A 14,839-nucleotide genomic window follows, 5' to 3' on the forward strand; every position below is an offset into this window, starting at 1 on the left:
CTTCCCTGAGAATGGGGTCTGTCGCCTGACCCTCCATGCCCGTGATCCGATTCGTCCGCGAGGGGCTCGATGTGGAGTGCTTCCCCGGAGAAAATCTGCGTGAGGTGGCCCTGCGCGAGGGCGTCGAGCTCTATGGCCTTAAGGGCAAGCTTGGCAACTGCGGCGGCTGCGGCCAGTGCATCACCTGCTTTGTGGCGGTGGCCCCGGGCGACTCCACCGCGCTCAGTGCCCGCACGGCCGTGGAAGACCGCAAGCTCCAGAACCGTCCTCTCGATTGGCGCCTGGCCTGTCAGGCACTGGTGGAGCACTCGGTGGTGGTGCTGACCCGTCCGCAGCTGGGGCTTGCCGATGGTCAGGCCCAGCTGGAAGCGGCCCTGGCTGCCCCCCTGCCGGCCGGCCCCACCGCGTGGCCGGAGCAGCCGGAGACCGCTGAGCAGCAATCCGCAACGACCGATGAAGACAGCCCAGAAGGGCCGATGGCCGGTGATACGGTCCGGTGACTCCCGTCAACACCGATGGAAACCAACGATCTCGGTTTCGTGGCCAGCCTGCTGTTCGTTTTGGTGCCGGCAGTTTTTCTGATCATCCTTTACATCCAGACCAACAGCCGCCAACAGGGCTGAAGCTCAGTTGTTCCTTTCGGGCTCCCGCACCAGCAGCACGGGGGCCTGGGCGTGGACCCGGATGTAATCGCTCACCGAACTGCCGAGCAGCCGGTCGATGTCGACCAGGCTCTTGGCCACGAGAGGACGCCGGTCTTGGGAGGCGATCACCAGGAGATCCGCGTTGACCTCTTGGGCCGTCTCGCAGACCCCGCGACCGATGTCACCGGTGCGGTGCAGCCCCTTGAGCTCCACACCGAAGCTGCGGGCGCGTTGCACCGCTTTCTCGAGCACGTCATCGGCCGGGCTTTTGCCGCCCCGGCTGGGAACGATGTCCTTGCGGCTCACGTGGACTCCCGTGAGCACGCCACCGGGAATGTCACGCACCAGTTCGCAGGCGATTCGCAGAGCGTCGTCTCCCACTCCGGTGCCGTCAATCGCGACCAGGACTCTGTTGACGTGCCTCACGTAGAGGTCGTCGCGGACCAGCAGCATCGGCCGGGTGGCGAGCTGGAACACGTATTGGCTGGAGCTGTTCGAGAGGATCGACTGCAGTCGACCCAGACCGCGCGAGCCCATCACGATCAGGTCGACATCGAGCTCGTCGGCCACCGTGAGCACGGTCTGTTTGGCATCGCCCTGGCGGATGACTGCGTTCACCTCTTCGGGGTTGAGGCCCAGGCGTTGGATCGCTTCGGCCACGAGCCCGGAGGCCCGCTGCCAATGCTCCTGAAAGCCAGCGCCAGCCTGTTCGGTGACGACATGGAGCAGGTTGAGGCGAGCCTGCCTGAAGGAAGGAAGGGCACGCAACATGCGCACCATCTCCTCGACATTGCCCTTGCCGGAGTCGGCGATCAAAAGATTGCGAAACACGAGGCCATCGCGGTTCTGAAGCAGCTTATGGCTCAGCCCCCTGTAGGGATCGCATGGACGGAAAGGTCGTAATGCAGCCGCAACTGAATCCGCCTGCCCGTGAGTGGTGCCTCCGGCGCCTGGTGTTGCCCCAACACACCGACCACGCCGGCGTCATGTGGCATGGCGCCTATCTGGGTTGGTTGGAGGAGGCCCGGGTGGGAGCCCTGGCCTCGGTCGGGCTGGCCTACAGCGCGCTCTCGGAGCGGGGGCTGGAGCTGCCGGTGGTGGCCTTGGCGATGGATTACCGGCAACCCCTGAGGCATGGCGATGCCGTGGAGGTGCGCAGCGTGGTGGAATCGCGCCGGCGGCTACGTCTGATCTGGAGCAGCCGCTTTCTCAATGGGAGGGGTGAACTGGCGGCGGAGGCGCGGGTGGACCTGGTGGTGCTGGATCTTGGCCCTGACCGCGGCCAGCGCCGACTGCTGCGGCACTATCCGCCTGATCTGGAGACTGCCTTGAAGGCCTTGGCGCTGGGCCCTCCCGAGGACCCGGAATTTCATTGCTTGTAGTATTTTTGTACTGCTAAGTGAAGAGCGGAGGCCGTGGGCGATCTTGTGGCCGGAGTGTTCCCCAGCTGCCTGGGGCCTTGGCCCCGCCAGCGGCGGCTCTGGTGGTTGCTTTGGAGTGGCTGCCCGGGGTTGGGCTGGGCTCGCCTTGGCCAGCTCGAATCCGCCTTCGGCTCGCTGCAGGCAGCCTGGCGGACCTCCGCTGAGCAGTTGCTCGAGCTGCCAGGGCTGGGGCGAACCCGGGTGGCACAGATCGAGGCGCATCGCCGCCGCTGGGGGGCGGATCCATGGCGCAACGGCAATCTCCCGTTGCCCTCCCCCCGGCGGGTGCTTCTCCCCGGTGATCCGGCCTCTCCCCGGGCCCTGGCCCAGTTGGACCGTCCACCCCTGGCCCTCTACTGGGATGGTCACGGCACGCTTTGGCCGAGGCTGCGCGAGCGCCTGGCCATTGCCGTGGTGGGAACGCGCCGGCCCTCCCTGCATGGCCTCTCGATGGCGCGGGAGCTGGGGGCGGCCCTGGCCAAGGCGGGCTGGCCCGTGGTGAGTGGTCTGGCCGAAGGCATCGATGCGGCCGTCCACCGCGGCTGCCTCGAGGCCGGCGGCCGGCCTGTTGCGGTGCTGGGCACACCCCTGGAGCGGGTTTATCCCCGCCATCACGGCAGCCTCCAGGCCGCCGTGTCCACCAACGGGCTGCTGATCAGCGAGCTGCCTGCGGGGGCAGCGGTAGCGCGCGGCCATTTCGCCGCGCGCAACCGTCTGCAGGTGGCGCTCTCCCAGGCCGTAATTGTTGTTGAGTGCCCCGAGCAAAGCGGTGCGCTCCACTCCGCCAGCTTGGCCTGGGAGCAGGGGCTGCCCCTCTGGGTGGTCCCCGCCGATGCTGGCAAGGCCTCAGCCGCCGGTAGCAATCGGTTGCTGTTGCGGGGGGCGACGCCGTTGCTTGCTGCCGCTGATCTGATCGCCCAGCTGGGCCAGGGCCCCCTGGGCTGCCCTGGAAAGGCGGGGGTGCCGCTCACTCCTGGGCCGCTCCAGGGGGGGCATCCCGCCCATCAAGCCTCAGCCTCTGACCGGGCCCTGCTCGCTGCCCTCGGTGGGGGAGCCTCGCTGGAGCAGCTCCGCTTGGCCCTGGGCCTGCCTGTCAAGGATCTCGCCTCTCGGTTGCTGGGCCTGGAATTGGCTGGCCAGATCAGGGCAGAACCCGGACTCTGCTGGCGACCATGCGGGGGATCAGGTTTCTAGGCTGATGACCAGCTCCTGCCCAGCGTCTGGCGTGGCACTTCAGGTGGTTGAAAACCTCACCGGTTCCGAGTTGCTGGCCTGGCGCCTCACCATGCTGGCCGAGGGGGGCGAGGCCGCGTCGTTCGATTGGCTGCTGGATCTGGCCGCCGGGTTAAGAGGGCCGGAGCGTCAGCATCTCTGGTTGGATCCAGAGCGTGCTGTTGTTTTGCAGTGCAGCTGTGAGCAGTTGGCCGGGCTCTGGCGCCAGCATTTGCGCGAGCACACCCCCTTGCAATATCTGGTCGGGCTCTGCCCCTGGCGTGATCTCGAGCTGCAGGTGGCCCCCGGCGTGCTGATCCCGCGCCAGGAAACCGAGCAGCTTGTGGATCTGGCCCTGGAGCTGATGGCACAGCAGGCGCCCGATTCCCCAGCCCACCTCCTGCGCTGGGCCGACCTGGGCACCGGCTCCGGATGTCTGGCGGTGGCCCTGGCCAGGGCGTTGCCCACCAGCGCTGGTGTGGCTGTGGATTGCAGTTCTGCCGCCCTCCTTCAGGCCGAGGCCAATCTTTTGGCGGCAGGGGTTGCTGATCGGGTCGACCTGCAGCTGGGATCGTGGTGGGGCCAGGCGGCCGCCTTTTGCGGTGCCTTTGATCTGGTGGTGAGCAACCCTCCCTACATTCCCTCCTCACTGCTGGCCAGCCTGGAGCCGGTGGTCCGTCTGCATGAACCGTGGTTGGCGCTCGATGGTGGTGAGGACGGCCTCGATGCCTTGCGCCTGATTGCCGCTGGTGCCGCCAGCGGGCTGGCTCCCGGGGGGTGGTTGGTGCTGGAACACCATCACGATCAAAGTGAGAGGGTTCAGGCGCTGTTGGCGGGCGTAGGCCTTGAGCAGGTGGCCTCGTTTGCTGATCTCCAGGGCCATGGCCGCTTCAGCTGCGGCCGCCGCCCGGAGCCTGCTCGATAACCCCCCAGCTTTCCCGCGCTGTCATCTCGCTCCGACACCCCGCGCCTTCACCCCGTGCAGTTGACCGACCCACCGCAGATCCAGCCCCCAGAGACTGGCGCCAAAGGCCTTCTCATGGCCGGCGAGCTTGCCGCGGCGCTGGCTGCTGGATCTGCTGGAATCTTCCCCACCGACACCCTGCCGGCCTTAGCGGCCGTGCCAGCCAGTGCCGGCCAGCTCTGGCGCTTGAAGGGGCGGCCATCAACGAAAGCGATGATCCTGATGGGCGCCGATCCCGGCAGCCTGCTTGCGGCCCTGGAGCTGGCTGTGCTGCCGCAGTGGCGGGCGATGGCGGCCCGTTGTTGGCCTGGTCCGATCACCCTGGTGCTGCCGGCCCGCGGCGTGGTGGTGCAGGCCCTGCAGCCCAATGCCCCCGCCCATGGCGCGAGCCTGGGCCTGCGCATTCCCGCCAGTGATCCCGCCCTGGAGCTGCTGGCCTGCAGCGGTCCGTTGGCGACCACCAGCGCCAACCGCTCAGGGGCGCCCCCCTGCCGCACGGCCGGCGAGGCGGCGGCGGTTTTCCCGAACGTTCCCCGCCTCGCCCCGCTGCCCTGGCCGTCGATGGCTGGCTTGGCCAGCACCGTGTTGCGCTGGGAGGCCGATGATCACTGGCGGGTTCTGCGGGGCGGTGCTGTGATGCCAGAGGGTTGGCCTGGTTCGTTCAGCCTCGAGTGAGATCTGGAACTGCCGATGCTTCTGCTCAGCCTGGCGATCGTGGTGATTTTCAGCTTCTTCCATGCGGTGATGGAGCCGCTGATGCAGTGGGGCACCCCGTTGTTCGAGTTGCGTGGCCTGATCTGGCTGCCCGTGCTGGCAGCGGCCTGGCTACTGGCCGGTAAGCGGCACTGAGTCCCTGCTCAGAGGAATTCTCTGCTCAGAGCAAACCCCTGTAGCGAACGAACAGTTGCAGAATCGCCCAGGAGCCCAGGGTCACCTTGAGGGCCACCAGCACGTTCAGCCAGGGGATCCAGCCCCCACTGACGAGGCTGCCGAATGGCCCGGAAGGTAGCCCCAGGCCGATCAGGCTGAACGACGAGAGCACCACAAAGCCAATTACCGCCACCTTTTCCCAGATGTCGGCCCGGTAACGGCTGTAGAGGGCCTCGGTCGCGGCGGCGGAGCCACTGATCACCAACAGGCCGATCGCGGTGCCACCGGCGACGCCGGCGGCAAAGCCGCCGCCCGGCGAAAGGTGACCGCGCAGGGCCAGTTCCACGGCCACCAGGGCGCTCACCATGGCTCCGAGCTGGCAGAGCACGATCGAGGGTCCATCCTTGACCCCACGGATCCGTGTGGCTGGCGTCTCTCCAGAGAGCGACGACTTCACCCCGATCGAGGCGAGGGTGAACACGATCACTTCACCGACGGTGTCGTAGAGGCGGATGTCGAAAATGATGCCGGACACCGTGTTCGGCACGCCGGCCGCCAGGGCGATCCCGGCGACTAAGCCCGGGGTGGGCGACTGGCGTACCAGGTCGAACAGTGGCGCCAGGCAGAGGGCGGCCGCGCTGATCAGGTAGAGGATCGTCATCCGTTCGCCACCCCTGCCCCTGTGGCGATCAGGCCGCCAGCGCGTTGCCAGAGCTGGGCTCCGGCGAGACCCTGAAGCTGATTGCTCAGCCAAGGCGAGGCGATGGAGAGCTGGTCAGCGCTGAGCAACCAACCATGAACAGGTAGCCCAGCAGGGTCAGTCAATACGGGCTTCTCTTTGGTTGGGGAAGCCGCTTGGGCGTTCTTGGCAGGCGAGATCACCTCAAGGCGCAAAAAGGCCTGCTGCAGCCAACGTTCCAGCAGCTCGCGCCGCTCGGGTGCCAGCTCGACCCCTGCCTTGAGTTCGAGGCGAAAGACCATCGAGGAGCGCAGGGCGATGGCATAGAGGGTGGTGGAGAGCAAGGTGCCCACCAGGGCTTCGGTCAGGGCCACATCGGCGGCGCCCAGCAGCGCATACACGAGGGTGGCGATCGCCCCGAGAACGCCCCGCAGCACCAGGGTCTGGTACGGGCTGCGCTGGTTGACCAGCAGGATCGCCGTCAGGGGCAGCAGGGCTGTGATCGGCACCAGCAGGCCAAGACCCGTGATCATTCCGGCCGGCCTGTCGCAGGCCTGCTCAGCGAGCACACCGCCAGCACGTAGCCGAACAGGGTGTTCCAGACCACCAGGCTGAGCAGGGCCAGGCTGAGCAGGGGCCACTCACGCGGCAGCTTGAGCAGCAAGCCCACCACGATCAAGGCCGATCCCAGGGTGTCGGAGATCGAGAGGCTGTGGAGCTTGGCGAGGTAGCTGGCCCGTCCAAGCAGTGGCCAGGTGCCCCACAGCCAGAAGACCAGTCCGAACAAGAGCAGCAAGTCACTGATCAGCGTGACCAGGGTGGGCAGGGTGATCAAGCCTCCACCTCCCGCAGCAGGTTGGCGAGCAGCATCACCCCGGCATTGCCGACGCTGAGCACGATCACGCCGACCACGCCGATCATCCAGTCGTCGCGGAACACCGAGAACACCAGCAGCAGGATCGCCATCTTGGTGGAGATGCTCGCGAAAGCGGCCAGTCGATGCCAGAGGTCGGTGGTACGGCAGGTCATCAACACCGGCAGCAGCAACGCCAGCACCATCGCTGACACCAGAACACCAATCACGGATTCCCTCTCTCGAGCCGGTGAACCTGGTACGAGCCATCGGGAAGCCTGCCCAGGGCGATTGTCAGGGGGGTAAGCGTGATCAGAAACACCTCCAGAAACACCACCAACGAGGAGCGGGAGCCGGAGCCCGGCACGATCGCCAGCCGTTCACGGCCATGGTGTCGGCTGAGCATCTGAATCGCCTCCCCATAGGCTTCGGGCAGGGCCATGATCACCTTCCAGACCAGGCCCAGCACTAGCCCCGGTGCTACCGCGATGGCCCGGGAGCGGGGCAGGGCCACGGCCAGCAGCAGCCCTACGAACAGGTTGAACTGGCTTGTGTCAGATGTGAGCAACAACCAAATGCCCAGCCGGAAACCGATGGTCAGCAGCCAGAACACCCAGAGCTTCATCGCTCGCATCGTCGGGCCTCCTCAAGCGTCAATTGGGTCGTCCCAGCTCTCCAGAGTTCCATTCGGAGGGCTGTTTTCATCGGACCATTATCACAATTAAAGCCGTCCCCACCACAGCCAGGCCGCCCAGAAGGTCGTCGAGCCGCTCGAGATTGGGCATCTTCAGCAGTGGTCGCACGGTCTGCAGGAGTTGGTGCAGCAGCCAGCCAGCGGCCAAGATGGCGAGGGCCTTCAAGCTGGCGGCCCCTGGCGCCACCAACAGAAACCCCTCCCAGCTCGGTCCAGCCGGTCCGAGCCCCACCGCCAAAAGCAGAGCAAGGCTCAACAGCAGCACTCCGCCGGAGGCCCGCCAACCGGGCGCTTTCGAGCCTTGATCACTGGATCCTTGATCACTGGACCCTTGATCACGTTGGCCTAGCAGGGGCCACCCCCAGAGCCTGGCGTAGACCGCCGCCGTGCCCACCGCCAGGCTGGTGACCAGCAGGCCACTGGGGCCTGGCAATTGTTTGAGCAGACTTTCCTTGGCGAGGAACCCCACCAGCAGGGGACAGCCGGCGATCGATAGCGCCGCCAGTTGCAGGGGGAACCAGACCTGCAGCGGCAAAGGGTTCTGGGTCCAGATCTCAAGCCGCCGGCTTGGGAAATGGCGACTCAACAAAAAGAGGCTGGCCTTGGCCAGACCATGGCTGAGGGCGTAGAAGCCGGCCACAGCGGGCACCAGCACCGCCAGGCCCATCTGGGAGAGCGTGCTCCAGGCCAACATCCGTTTGGCATCGGTTTCGATCAGGGCAAGGCCAACCCCGAAGCAGGCACTGGCCAGTCCGATCCCCAGCACCAGGGGGGCGAGTGGCTCGACCAGGGTCGTGGCCCGCACGAGCGGGCAGGCGCCGGCGGTCACAACCACCCCGGAGAGCATGGCGGAGACCTCCGCTGGCGACTCGGCATGGGTGCGCGGCAGCCACAGACCTGACACAAACAGCCCGGCCTTGGTCAGCAGCCCCACCAGGATCAGGGCCATCGCCGTGCTGGAGGCACCGGCCAGATCGATCAGCCGGAAGGAGCCGCTGCTGCGGTACACCTGCGCGGTTCCGATCAGGAACAGCAGCATCGCGGTGTTGCCCACCAGCAGATAACGCAGGCCGATCCAGAGGCTCTTGGCGCTCTGGGGGCCGACGATCAGCAGGAAGGAGGCCAGACCCACCACTTCGAGGGCCACGTAAAGGCTGATCAGGTCTTGGCAGACCAGGGCGGAGTTCACGCCGCCATGGAGCACGAGCAGCACCAGCACGAAGGTGCCTGCCCGGGGGCGGCTTCTCCGGTCCAGCAACACCGCCGCGGTGACCAGCCCATTGAGGAGCAGGAACGGGGCGACGAACCGATCCATGAGCAGTGCAATGCCGTAGGGGCCCACCAGCTGCAGGCTGAGAGGTTCGGCGGCCATGGCGCCGAACAAGCCGGCCAGCACGGTTGCGATGGCGACAATCAGGGCCAGGGTTGTCTCAATGCCCGGCAGCAGGGCCCCGGTGAAGGCCATCAGAAATGGCAACACCAACCAGATGATGGCGGGGGTGGTCATTCGGTGCTGATCTCCTCCATCGCGCCGACTTGGAGGGTGGGCTCGCGTCGGGAGAGCTGGGAAATCGCCACCAGCATTAGGGCCTGGGTCGAGAAACCGATCACGATTGCCGTGAGGATCACGGCCTGGGGGATCGGATCGGCATAGGCCGCGTCGGCTGTGCGATCTGGAAGGGTTTCGAGAATCGGGGTATACAAACCACGACGGGCCGCCAGCAAGACGAAAAAGCCGATCACCCCGGTCGACATCACGTCCATGGCCAGCAGCTTGAGAAACAGGTTGCGGCGCAGCAAGAGCCCCAAGAAGCCTGCCAGCACGGTCAGCAACAGGAACGCTTCGAGCAGCAGTGGCAGGGAAAAGGCAGGCATGGCAAAGAGCAGTGGTGCTGGTGGGGAGTCGCGCGCGATTCCTGGTCAAGGAAGCCGGCTAACGGATTTGAACCGATGGCCTTCGCTTTACAAAAGCGCTGCTCTACCACTGAGCTAAGCCGGCAAGGCGCCAGCTTATCGCTCGCCCAGAGCCCAAAGCAGCAGCTGGCTGCGGTTGCCGCAGCCGGTCTTGGCCAGCAGGCTGGAGACATGGCTCTCCACCGTGCGGTGGCTGAGAACGAGCACCGCGGCGATGGCCTTGTTGCTGAGCCCCTGGCGCAGATGCTCCAGCACCCTTTGCTCGGCGGGGCTGACGCGCTCTGCAGTGCTGACAAGCTCGGTCGGGCTGGTCACCAGGCTGGGGAGGAGCGAAGGCATCGGCGAAGCGGGCAACTGGCTCCAGGGTTCCCACGGCCGCAGCGGCTGGTCAGCCGGGCCGGCTCAGGCCGAAGCAGTCGCCGTGTCAGTCGGAGTGTCAGTGGCCGCTTCGGCCTTGGACTCAGGATCGGGCTTGGCTTCAGCAGCCTCCAGTGGCGTGGGGCGGGCCCGCTTGATCGGCAGGTTGGCCACCAGGGCCGTCACCCGTTCCTCGGTTTCCAGGCTCACATCCACTTCCTCAAGGTCGATCTCCACATACCGCGAGACCACTTCGAGAATCTCGCGCCGCATCTGCTCAAGCAACTCGGGGTTGAGATCGCTGCGGTCGTGGGCAAGCACCAGCTGAAGCCGCTGGCGGGCGGTGGTGGCGCTGGCGGTCTGACGGCCCAGCAATCTGTCGATGAAATCGCGCAGGGTCATCGTGGCTCAGAAGATCTTGGTTTGCATCAGCCGGCTGAGCCTGGCGCGAAAGCCCTGCGACTCCTTGCTGGGGTCGATGATCGGCACGTCCTCGCCCCGCAGCCGCCGGGCCACGTTCGTGTAAGCCAGGCCAGCGGGAGATCGGCTGCCGTTCAAGGTGAGCGGCTCACCCCGGTTGGTCGAGACGATCACCTGTTCGTCTTCGAGCACGAGACCGACCAGGGGCAGGGCCAGGATGTCGGTGACATCGCTGACCGCCAGCATCTCCTGATTGACCATCATTTTCGGTCGCACGCGGTTGAGAACCAGCTGGATCGGTTGGATGTCTCGGGTCTGGAGCAGGCCAATCACCCGGTCGGCGTCGCGCACCGCTGACACTTCCGGTGTGGTGACCACGAGGGCTTCCTTGGCCGCGGCCGCCGCGTTTTTGAAGCCATCTTCGATGCCGGCCGGGCAGTCGATCAACACGAACTCGAAGCGTTCCTCCAGCATCCCGACGATCTTTTTCATGTCGTCGGGGGTAAGCCACTCGAGCATGCGCGGATTGCCGGCTGGCAGCAGCGAGAGCTTGGGCTCCTGCTTGTGTTTGACCAGGGCCTGCTCCAGCCGGCAGCTCTCGGCCAGCACCTCCTGGGCGGTGTACACGATGCGGTTTTCCAGGCCCAGCAGCAAATCCAGGTTGCGCAGGCCGAAGTCGGCGTCCAGCACAGCGGTGCTGGCACCCTGCTTAGCCAGGGCGATGCCCAGATTGGCGGTCAGGGTGGTCTTGCCGACCCCACCTTTTCCAGAGCAGATCAGGATCGTGCGGCTCAAAGCGGTTGTCACGGCGCTGCCAGGGGTGGGGTCAGGCTAAGCCCAGCGGCCAGGTCGCCTGGGCTGGATCGATGCGGATCACGCCATCGACCAGACGGGCCTCCTCGCTCAGGCCGGCGGGAGGGGGATCACTGGGGCCTCTGGCCACGGCGGCGGCGATCCGCAGTTGCAGCGGGCGCAGCTCCAGAGCAACGATCCGGGCGCTGCCATCGCCCAGGCAGCCGGCGTGGGCAATGCCCCGCAACCGGCCCCAGACCAGCACGTGTCCGGCGGCGCTTGCCCGCGCGCCCGGATTCACATCACCGAGCACCAGCAGCGATCCCTCCACCTGGAGGTGATCGCCGGAGCGCAGTGTGCCGCGATGGATGGTCAGCGGGTCAGGCGGGATTACTGGCTGTGGCGATGGTTCTGCCGGCGAAGACGAAGCTGTTGCTACTGGCGGCGTTGTGGGCGTGAGATCTGCTCCTGCGCTGGCGGTGACCCCCAGGGCCGCCGCCGCCACCAGGGTTTCAGTATTTCTGCATTCCACGCCGATCAGGGTCAGGCCTTGCCGCTGCAGCCGTTGCCGCAAGGCCTGCAGCTCGGGAAGGGTGAGCCGCCAGTGGTTGGCATGCAAGATCACGGCCCCGCCGGGGGGGGAGTGCTGCTCCAGGTCGTGGCGCAGCACGTCGTCTACAGCGCCCGACTGACGCGTCCACTCCGGCAGCAGCAGGTGATGGGACAGGCCCGGCCGTGCCGCCGCAAGAAAAAGCGCAGCCATCGCCCCATCCGAAGGCGACCAATTTAGGCAGGATGCCCGGATTCGCCGGCTCTCAGGTCTCGCTCTTCGCGCTTGAGGGCGACGCCAACTTCAGCCGGGTGGATCAACCAGGCCAGTTCGACGGGTTCAGTCAGGCTGGCCACCAGGTTGGAGCTGGTCTCCAGAGCCCGGAGTGATTCGCCATCCCACAGCCTCAGGCCACCTTTATAGGGGTGGTAGCCCTGGCTCTGGCGCTGGTGCAGGGCGCAGCAGAGGGCTGGATCCAGGCCGGCGGCCGTGCTCAGGCGCTGGGCCTTGGCAAGAAGCTGCAGTTGGCCGCCACGGTCCAGCCGTCCCACATCCATGGCCTTGAGCAGTTGGCGGTCGAGCAGGCGCCGGCTGAAGGTGCGCAGGGCTTCGGGTCCTTCCTGCCGCCAGCGCATCAGGTGATAGCCGGTGCGGATGTCGTCGTTGCCTAAAAAGGTGGGCAGGTCGATGGCCTCGGGATGCCAGAGCCAGCGGGCCATCACCGGGTCGGCGAAAACTAGTCCTGGCCCAAGGGCCCGGGCGGTGGCGATCGCCTGGTTCAACAGCCAGTTGCAGACCACGTTCAAGCGGTGGTTGTAGACGCTCCTGTACATCAGATTGCGCACCACCAGGTAATGCTCCACGGCCATCAGACCCTTGGGGTGGAGCGCCAGGCTGCCGTCGGGGGCCATGCAGAGCGCCGCCAGGATCCGCTCGAGATCCAGCTGGCCGTAGCAGGTCCCGGTGCTGTGGCTGTCCCGCAGCAAGTAGTCGAGCCGGTCGCAGTCGAGCTGACTGCTGACCAGGGCGGCCACGGCGGCGCAGTTGTGCCGGCCGCTTTCGAGCAGGTCGGCCACCGCTCTGGCCGTGCCGGGTTCAAAGGCCTCCAGCCGGTCCCGTAGGGCTGGGTCCTCGCGTACCAGCCGCGCTGACCATTGCTCATGGCGCAGCCCAAACATCTCCTCACCGGAGTGGCTGAGCGGAGCGTGGCCGAGATCATGCAGAAGGGCGGCGGCATAGAGCACTCCTTGGTGTCTGGCCAGATCGGGTTGTTGGCGGCTCAGCCCAGCCAGGGCTCGGCGCGCCAGATGCAGCACACCGAGGCTGTGGGTGAAGCGGCTGGATTCGGCGCCATGGAAGGTCAGGAAGGCTGGTCCGAGTTGGCGGATGCGCCGCAGCCGCTGAAAGGGCACCGTTTCGACCAGGTCCATCACCAGGGCTTCGGCCGGCAGGGAGCGATCCAGGCGAATGGCCCCGTGCAAGGGGTCGTGATACGTGCGGCTGGTCATGGCCTTGGATCCAGCAGGTCCACGAGCTGCTGCTGGGCCTCCTCCAGCCAGGTGTCATCAGTGCCGCCGGGGTTGAGTGGCTCCGGCTCGGCCAAAAGACGATCGGGGGCGATGCCGAGGTTCTGGATGTCCCGGCCGCTCGGCGTCACGTAGCGCGCCACGGTAACGGCAAGCCCGCTGCCGTCACCCAGGCCGATCAAGGTCTGGATCAGACCTTTGCCGAAGGTACGGCTGCCCAGCAACAGGGAGCGGCCATCGTCTTGAAGGGCCCCAGCCAGGATCTCGCTGGCGCTGGCGGTTCCGCCATTCACCAGGGTGACCATCGGTCCGGCGAACCACAGGCCCGGGGAGGTGCGGATCTGTTCCCTGAGCCCCTGGCGATCCATGGTTTCCACCACCGGCTCCCCGTCGAGCAAGCCATCGGCCACGGCCAGCCCCGACTCGACCAGCCCACCGGAATCGTTGCGTAGATCCAGGATCAGCCCTTCGATTCCAGCGGCGGACCAGCGCGTCAATGCTTCTTTGACCTGCCCTGGCACCGGTTCACTGAACTGGTTGATGCGTAGGTAGCCAAGGCGGTGGCCCTGCCACTCCAGTTCCCGACTGCGCACCGGTTGCAGGTCCAGCTCACGGCGCTCCAGCACCAAAGCCTGCTGGCTGCCCTCTGGAGTGAGCAGTAGAAGTTCCACTTTGGTTCCGGCGGCCCCGCGCAGCCGGCCGGCTGTGGCCTCGAGCCCCAGGGCAGCTGCTGACTGCCCTTCGACCTCAAGGATCTGGCTGCCCGTCACGATGCCCGCCAGCGCGGCCGGCGACCCTTCTATTGGTGTGATTGCCAGGATCCTCTCCCCGTCTGGGCTGAGGCCGAGCTGGAGGCCAATGCCGCTGAGGCTGCCTTCGGTGCTGGAGCGCAGCACCTGGTAATCGACCGGCCGCAACAGCCGGGTGTAGGGATCGCCAAGCGGCGCGAGCATGGAGGCGATGGCGTCGTAGGCGGCGGCACTGGTCTCGATCGGTTGCTCCAGTGCTTTCTGCCGCAGTTGGCGCCAGCGAATCGCCTCGAAGCGATCGGGGTCCACGTAGCTCTGATTGACCAGCCTCCAGGCTTCCACCACCAGTTGCTGGGTGTCGCTCAGGGCGAGGGCTGGGCCCGCTGGAACCCAGATGGCCACGGCCATGAGCAGGGCCAGAGCCCGTGGCAACCAACCTCGCCGCAGGATCACGGGCGTCGCACGCGCATCGGTAGACTCTGCCAACCCACCGCCTCCATCCATTGCATGGCGAATTCGTCTCCTGCCGGCCAATCTTCTCCGGTTTATGACTGGTTCGAGGAACGCCTGGAGCTCCAGGCGATCGCAGACGATATCTCGTCCAAGTATGTGCCGCCCCACGTCAATATCTTTTATTGTCTTGGCGGCATCACGTTGGTTTGTTTCCTGATCCAGTTCTCCACTGGATTTGCGATGACATTTTACTACAAGCCCACCGTCGCCGAGGCCTACACCTCCGTTCAGTATTTGATGACGGACGTGAGTTTCGGTTGGTTGATCCGTTCGGTTCACCGTTGGAGCGCCAGCATGATGGTGCTGATGCTGATCCTGCACGTGTTTCGCGTGTATCTCACCGGCGGCTTCAAGCGTCCCCGTGAGCTCACCTGGATCACCGGTGTGGTTATGGCTGTGATCACGGTGGCTTTCGGAGTCACTGGTTATTCACTTCCTTGGGATCAGGTCGGTTACTGGGCCGTCAAGATCGTCTCGGGAGTTCCAGCTGCCGTTCCAGTGGTTGGCGATTTCATGGTGGAGTTGCTTCGCGGCGGTGAAAGTGTTGGTCAGTCCACCCTCACGCGCTTCTACAGCCTTCACACCTTTGTGATGCCCTGGCTCTTGGCCGTGTTCATGCTTCTGCACTTCCTGATGATCCGCAAGCAGGGTATTTCAGGTCCGTTGTGATTCCATTCGCTT

At 65.9% G+C, this 14,839-nt stretch carries 22 protein-coding genes and 1 tRNA gene; 8 read left to right on the forward strand and 15 right to left on the reverse strand.

Annotated elements, in window-relative coordinates:
* Positions 1–35 precede the first annotated feature (35 nt).
* Both ACXMDM_RS05995 and psbM read left to right on the forward strand, forming a co-directional pair.
* Positions 36–500 (forward strand): 2Fe-2S iron-sulfur cluster-binding protein, encoded by a 465-nt coding sequence (locus ACXMDM_RS05995; protein WP_071801004.1) that lies wholly within the window; start codon positions 36–38, stop codon positions 498–500.
* A 15-nt stretch (positions 501–515) separates the two neighbouring features.
* Complete coding sequence (gene psbM / locus ACXMDM_RS06000) at positions 516–623, forward strand: photosystem II reaction center protein PsbM (protein WP_071801005.1); 108 nt, start codon at positions 516–518, stop codon at positions 621–623.
* A 3-nt stretch (positions 624–626) separates the two neighbouring features.
* Here psbM and ACXMDM_RS06005 read toward each other — a convergent pair whose 3' ends face one another.
* The gene (locus tag ACXMDM_RS06005; protein ID WP_071801006.1) at positions 627–1,475 is read right to left on the reverse strand and encodes a universal stress protein; all 849 of its coding nucleotides are present in this window, start codon (positions 1,473–1,475) and stop codon (positions 627–629) included.
* 71 nt (positions 1,476–1,546) lie between these two features.
* On the opposite strand from ACXMDM_RS06005, the gene ACXMDM_RS06010 reads away from it, so the two are divergent.
* The 5 genes from ACXMDM_RS06010 (at position 1,547) to ACXMDM_RS06030 (ending at position 5,090) form a co-directional block, all read left to right on the forward strand.
* Entirely contained in the window at positions 1,547–2,026 is a 480-nt protein-coding gene (locus tag ACXMDM_RS06010) for an acyl-CoA thioesterase (RefSeq protein ID WP_071801007.1), read from the forward strand.
* Between the two features lie 33 nt (positions 2,027–2,059).
* On the forward strand, positions 2,060–3,259 hold the full coding sequence (locus tag ACXMDM_RS06015; RefSeq protein ID WP_071801008.1) for a DNA-processing protein DprA: 1,200 nt from the start codon (positions 2,060–2,062) through the stop codon (positions 3,257–3,259).
* Between the two features lie 4 nt (positions 3,260–3,263).
* Entirely contained in the window at positions 3,264–4,202 is a 939-nt protein-coding gene (gene prmC / locus ACXMDM_RS06020) for a peptide chain release factor N(5)-glutamine methyltransferase (RefSeq protein WP_071801009.1), read from the forward strand.
* A gap of 114 nt (positions 4,203–4,316) precedes the next feature.
* Positions 4,317–4,916 carry a Sua5/YciO/YrdC/YwlC family protein gene (locus ACXMDM_RS06025; protein WP_071802161.1) on the forward strand — a complete coding sequence of 200 codons (600 nt, stop codon included), beginning with the start codon at positions 4,317–4,319 and terminating at the stop codon, positions 4,914–4,916.
* A 15-nt stretch (positions 4,917–4,931) separates the two neighbouring features.
* Complete coding sequence (locus ACXMDM_RS06030) at positions 4,932–5,090, forward strand: hypothetical protein (RefSeq protein WP_162922865.1); 159 nt, start codon at positions 4,932–4,934, stop codon at positions 5,088–5,090.
* A 25-nt stretch (positions 5,091–5,115) separates the two neighbouring features.
* Here ACXMDM_RS06030 and ACXMDM_RS06035 read toward each other — a convergent pair whose 3' ends face one another.
* From ACXMDM_RS06035 to ctpZ, 14 genes are all read right to left on the reverse strand, one after another.
* Entirely contained in the window at positions 5,116–5,772 is a 657-nt protein-coding gene (locus ACXMDM_RS06035) for a Na(+)/H(+) antiporter subunit B (RefSeq protein ID WP_071801010.1), read from the reverse strand.
* Positions 5,769–6,323 carry a hydrogenase subunit MbhD domain-containing protein gene (locus ACXMDM_RS06040; protein WP_071801011.1) on the reverse strand — a complete coding sequence of 185 codons (555 nt, stop codon included), beginning with the start codon at positions 6,321–6,323 and terminating at the stop codon, positions 5,769–5,771. Before ACXMDM_RS06040 ends, ACXMDM_RS06035 begins: the two co-directional genes overlap by 4 nt.
* Positions 6,320–6,622, reverse strand: coding sequence for a monovalent cation/H(+) antiporter subunit G (locus ACXMDM_RS06045; RefSeq protein WP_233831303.1), 303 nt, complete (start codon positions 6,620–6,622; stop codon positions 6,320–6,322). The genes ACXMDM_RS06040 and ACXMDM_RS06045 overlap by 4 nt, the downstream gene beginning before the upstream one ends.
* Entirely contained in the window at positions 6,622–6,873 is a 252-nt protein-coding gene (locus ACXMDM_RS06050) for a hypothetical protein (RefSeq protein WP_370454109.1), read from the reverse strand. The genes ACXMDM_RS06045 and ACXMDM_RS06050 overlap by 1 nt, the downstream gene beginning before the upstream one ends.
* Entirely contained in the window at positions 6,870–7,277 is a 408-nt protein-coding gene (locus ACXMDM_RS06055) for a cation:proton antiporter (protein ID WP_145536773.1), read from the reverse strand. The genes ACXMDM_RS06050 and ACXMDM_RS06055 overlap by 4 nt, the downstream gene beginning before the upstream one ends.
* Before the next feature lie 67 nt (positions 7,278–7,344).
* Complete coding sequence (locus ACXMDM_RS06060) at positions 7,345–8,844, reverse strand: proton-conducting transporter transmembrane domain-containing protein (RefSeq protein WP_071801013.1); 1,500 nt, start codon at positions 8,842–8,844, stop codon at positions 7,345–7,347.
* Positions 8,841–9,212 carry a cation:proton antiporter subunit C gene (locus tag ACXMDM_RS06065; protein ID WP_186437618.1) on the reverse strand — a complete coding sequence of 124 codons (372 nt, stop codon included), beginning with the start codon at positions 9,210–9,212 and terminating at the stop codon, positions 8,841–8,843. The genes ACXMDM_RS06060 and ACXMDM_RS06065 overlap by 4 nt, the downstream gene beginning before the upstream one ends.
* 52 nt (positions 9,213–9,264) lie before the next feature.
* Positions 9,265–9,336, reverse strand: a tRNA-Thr gene (locus ACXMDM_RS06070).
* Positions 9,337–9,347: 11 nt separating this feature from the next.
* On the reverse strand, positions 9,348–9,590 hold the full coding sequence (locus tag ACXMDM_RS06075; RefSeq protein ID WP_083544497.1) for a response regulator transcription factor: 243 nt from the start codon (positions 9,588–9,590) through the stop codon (positions 9,348–9,350).
* 63 nt (positions 9,591–9,653) lie between these two features.
* Complete coding sequence (gene minE, locus ACXMDM_RS06080) at positions 9,654–10,010, reverse strand: cell division topological specificity factor MinE (protein WP_071801014.1); 357 nt, start codon at positions 10,008–10,010, stop codon at positions 9,654–9,656.
* A gap of 6 nt (positions 10,011–10,016) precedes the next feature.
* Complete coding sequence (gene minD / locus ACXMDM_RS06085) at positions 10,017–10,835, reverse strand: septum site-determining protein MinD (protein ID WP_071801015.1); 819 nt, start codon at positions 10,833–10,835, stop codon at positions 10,017–10,019.
* Positions 10,836–10,854: 19 nt separating this feature from the next.
* Positions 10,855–11,583 carry a septum site-determining protein MinC gene (locus tag ACXMDM_RS06090; protein ID WP_071801016.1) on the reverse strand — a complete coding sequence of 243 codons (729 nt, stop codon included), beginning with the start codon at positions 11,581–11,583 and terminating at the stop codon, positions 10,855–10,857.
* A gap of 23 nt (positions 11,584–11,606) precedes the next feature.
* Positions 11,607–12,878 (reverse strand): HD domain-containing protein, encoded by a 1,272-nt coding sequence (locus ACXMDM_RS06095; protein ID WP_071801017.1) that lies wholly within the window; start codon positions 12,876–12,878, stop codon positions 11,607–11,609.
* Positions 12,875–14,053: a carboxyl-terminal processing protease CtpZ gene (ctpZ, locus tag ACXMDM_RS06100; RefSeq protein WP_071802166.1), complete on the reverse strand. Its 1,179-nt coding sequence runs from the start codon at positions 14,051–14,053 to the stop codon at positions 12,875–12,877. Before ctpZ ends, ACXMDM_RS06095 begins: the two co-directional genes overlap by 4 nt.
* 99 nt (positions 14,054–14,152) lie before the next feature.
* Here ctpZ and petB point away from each other — a divergent pair, with 99 nt between their 5' ends.
* Positions 14,153–14,827, forward strand: a complete 675-nt coding sequence (petB, locus tag ACXMDM_RS06105) for a cytochrome b6 (RefSeq protein WP_071801018.1) — start codon at positions 14,153–14,155, stop codon at positions 14,825–14,827.
* Positions 14,828–14,839: the final 12 nt, after the last annotated feature.

This window comes from Synechococcus sp. CS-603 (assembly GCF_977929215.1).

Coding starts and splice junctions, on each gene's coding strand:
- ACXMDM_RS05995 (WP_071801004.1), top strand. CDS start 36: ATGCCCGTGATCCGATTCGTCCGCGAGGGGCTCGATGTGGAGTGCTTC.
- psbM (WP_071801005.1), top strand. CDS start 516: ATGGAAACCAACGATCTCGGTTTCGTGGCCAGCCTGCTGTTCGTTTTG.
- ACXMDM_RS06010 (WP_071801007.1), top strand. CDS start 1,547: ATGCAGCCGCAACTGAATCCGCCTGCCCGTGAGTGGTGCCTCCGGCGC.
- prmC (WP_071801009.1), top strand. CDS start 3,264: ATGACCAGCTCCTGCCCAGCGTCTGGCGTGGCACTTCAGGTGGTTGAA.
- ACXMDM_RS06025 (WP_071802161.1), top strand. CDS start 4,317: ATGGCCGGCGAGCTTGCCGCGGCGCTGGCTGCTGGATCTGCTGGAATC.
- ACXMDM_RS06030 (WP_162922865.1), top strand. CDS start 4,932: ATGCTTCTGCTCAGCCTGGCGATCGTGGTGATTTTCAGCTTCTTCCAT.
- ACXMDM_RS06035 (WP_071801010.1), bottom strand. CDS start 5,772: ATGACGATCCTCTACCTGATCAGCGCGGCCGCCCTCTGCCTGGCGCCA.
- ACXMDM_RS06040 (WP_071801011.1), bottom strand. CDS start 6,323: ATGATCACGGGTCTTGGCCTGCTGGTGCCGATCACAGCCCTGCTGCCC.
- ACXMDM_RS06055 (WP_145536773.1), bottom strand. CDS start 7,277: ATGCGAGCGATGAAGCTCTGGGTGTTCTGGCTGCTGACCATCGGTTTC.
- ACXMDM_RS06060 (WP_071801013.1), bottom strand. CDS start 8,844: ATGACCACCCCCGCCATCATCTGGTTGGTGTTGCCATTTCTGATGGCC.
- ACXMDM_RS06065 (WP_186437618.1), bottom strand. CDS start 9,212: ATGCCTGCCTTTTCCCTGCCACTGCTGCTCGAAGCGTTCCTGTTGCTG.
- ACXMDM_RS06075 (WP_083544497.1), bottom strand. CDS start 9,590: ATGCCTTCGCTCCTCCCCAGCCTGGTGACCAGCCCGACCGAGCTTGTC.
- minE (WP_071801014.1), bottom strand. CDS start 10,010: ATGACCCTGCGCGATTTCATCGACAGATTGCTGGGCCGTCAGACCGCC.
- ACXMDM_RS06090 (WP_071801016.1), bottom strand. CDS start 11,583: ATGGCTGCGCTTTTTCTTGCGGCGGCACGGCCGGGCCTGTCCCATCAC.
- ACXMDM_RS06095 (WP_071801017.1), bottom strand. CDS start 12,878: ATGACCAGCCGCACGTATCACGACCCCTTGCACGGGGCCATTCGCCTG.
- ctpZ (WP_071802166.1), bottom strand. CDS start 14,053: ATGGCCGTGGCCATCTGGGTTCCAGCGGGCCCAGCCCTCGCCCTGAGC.
- petB (WP_071801018.1), top strand. CDS start 14,153: ATGGCGAATTCGTCTCCTGCCGGCCAATCTTCTCCGGTTTATGACTGG.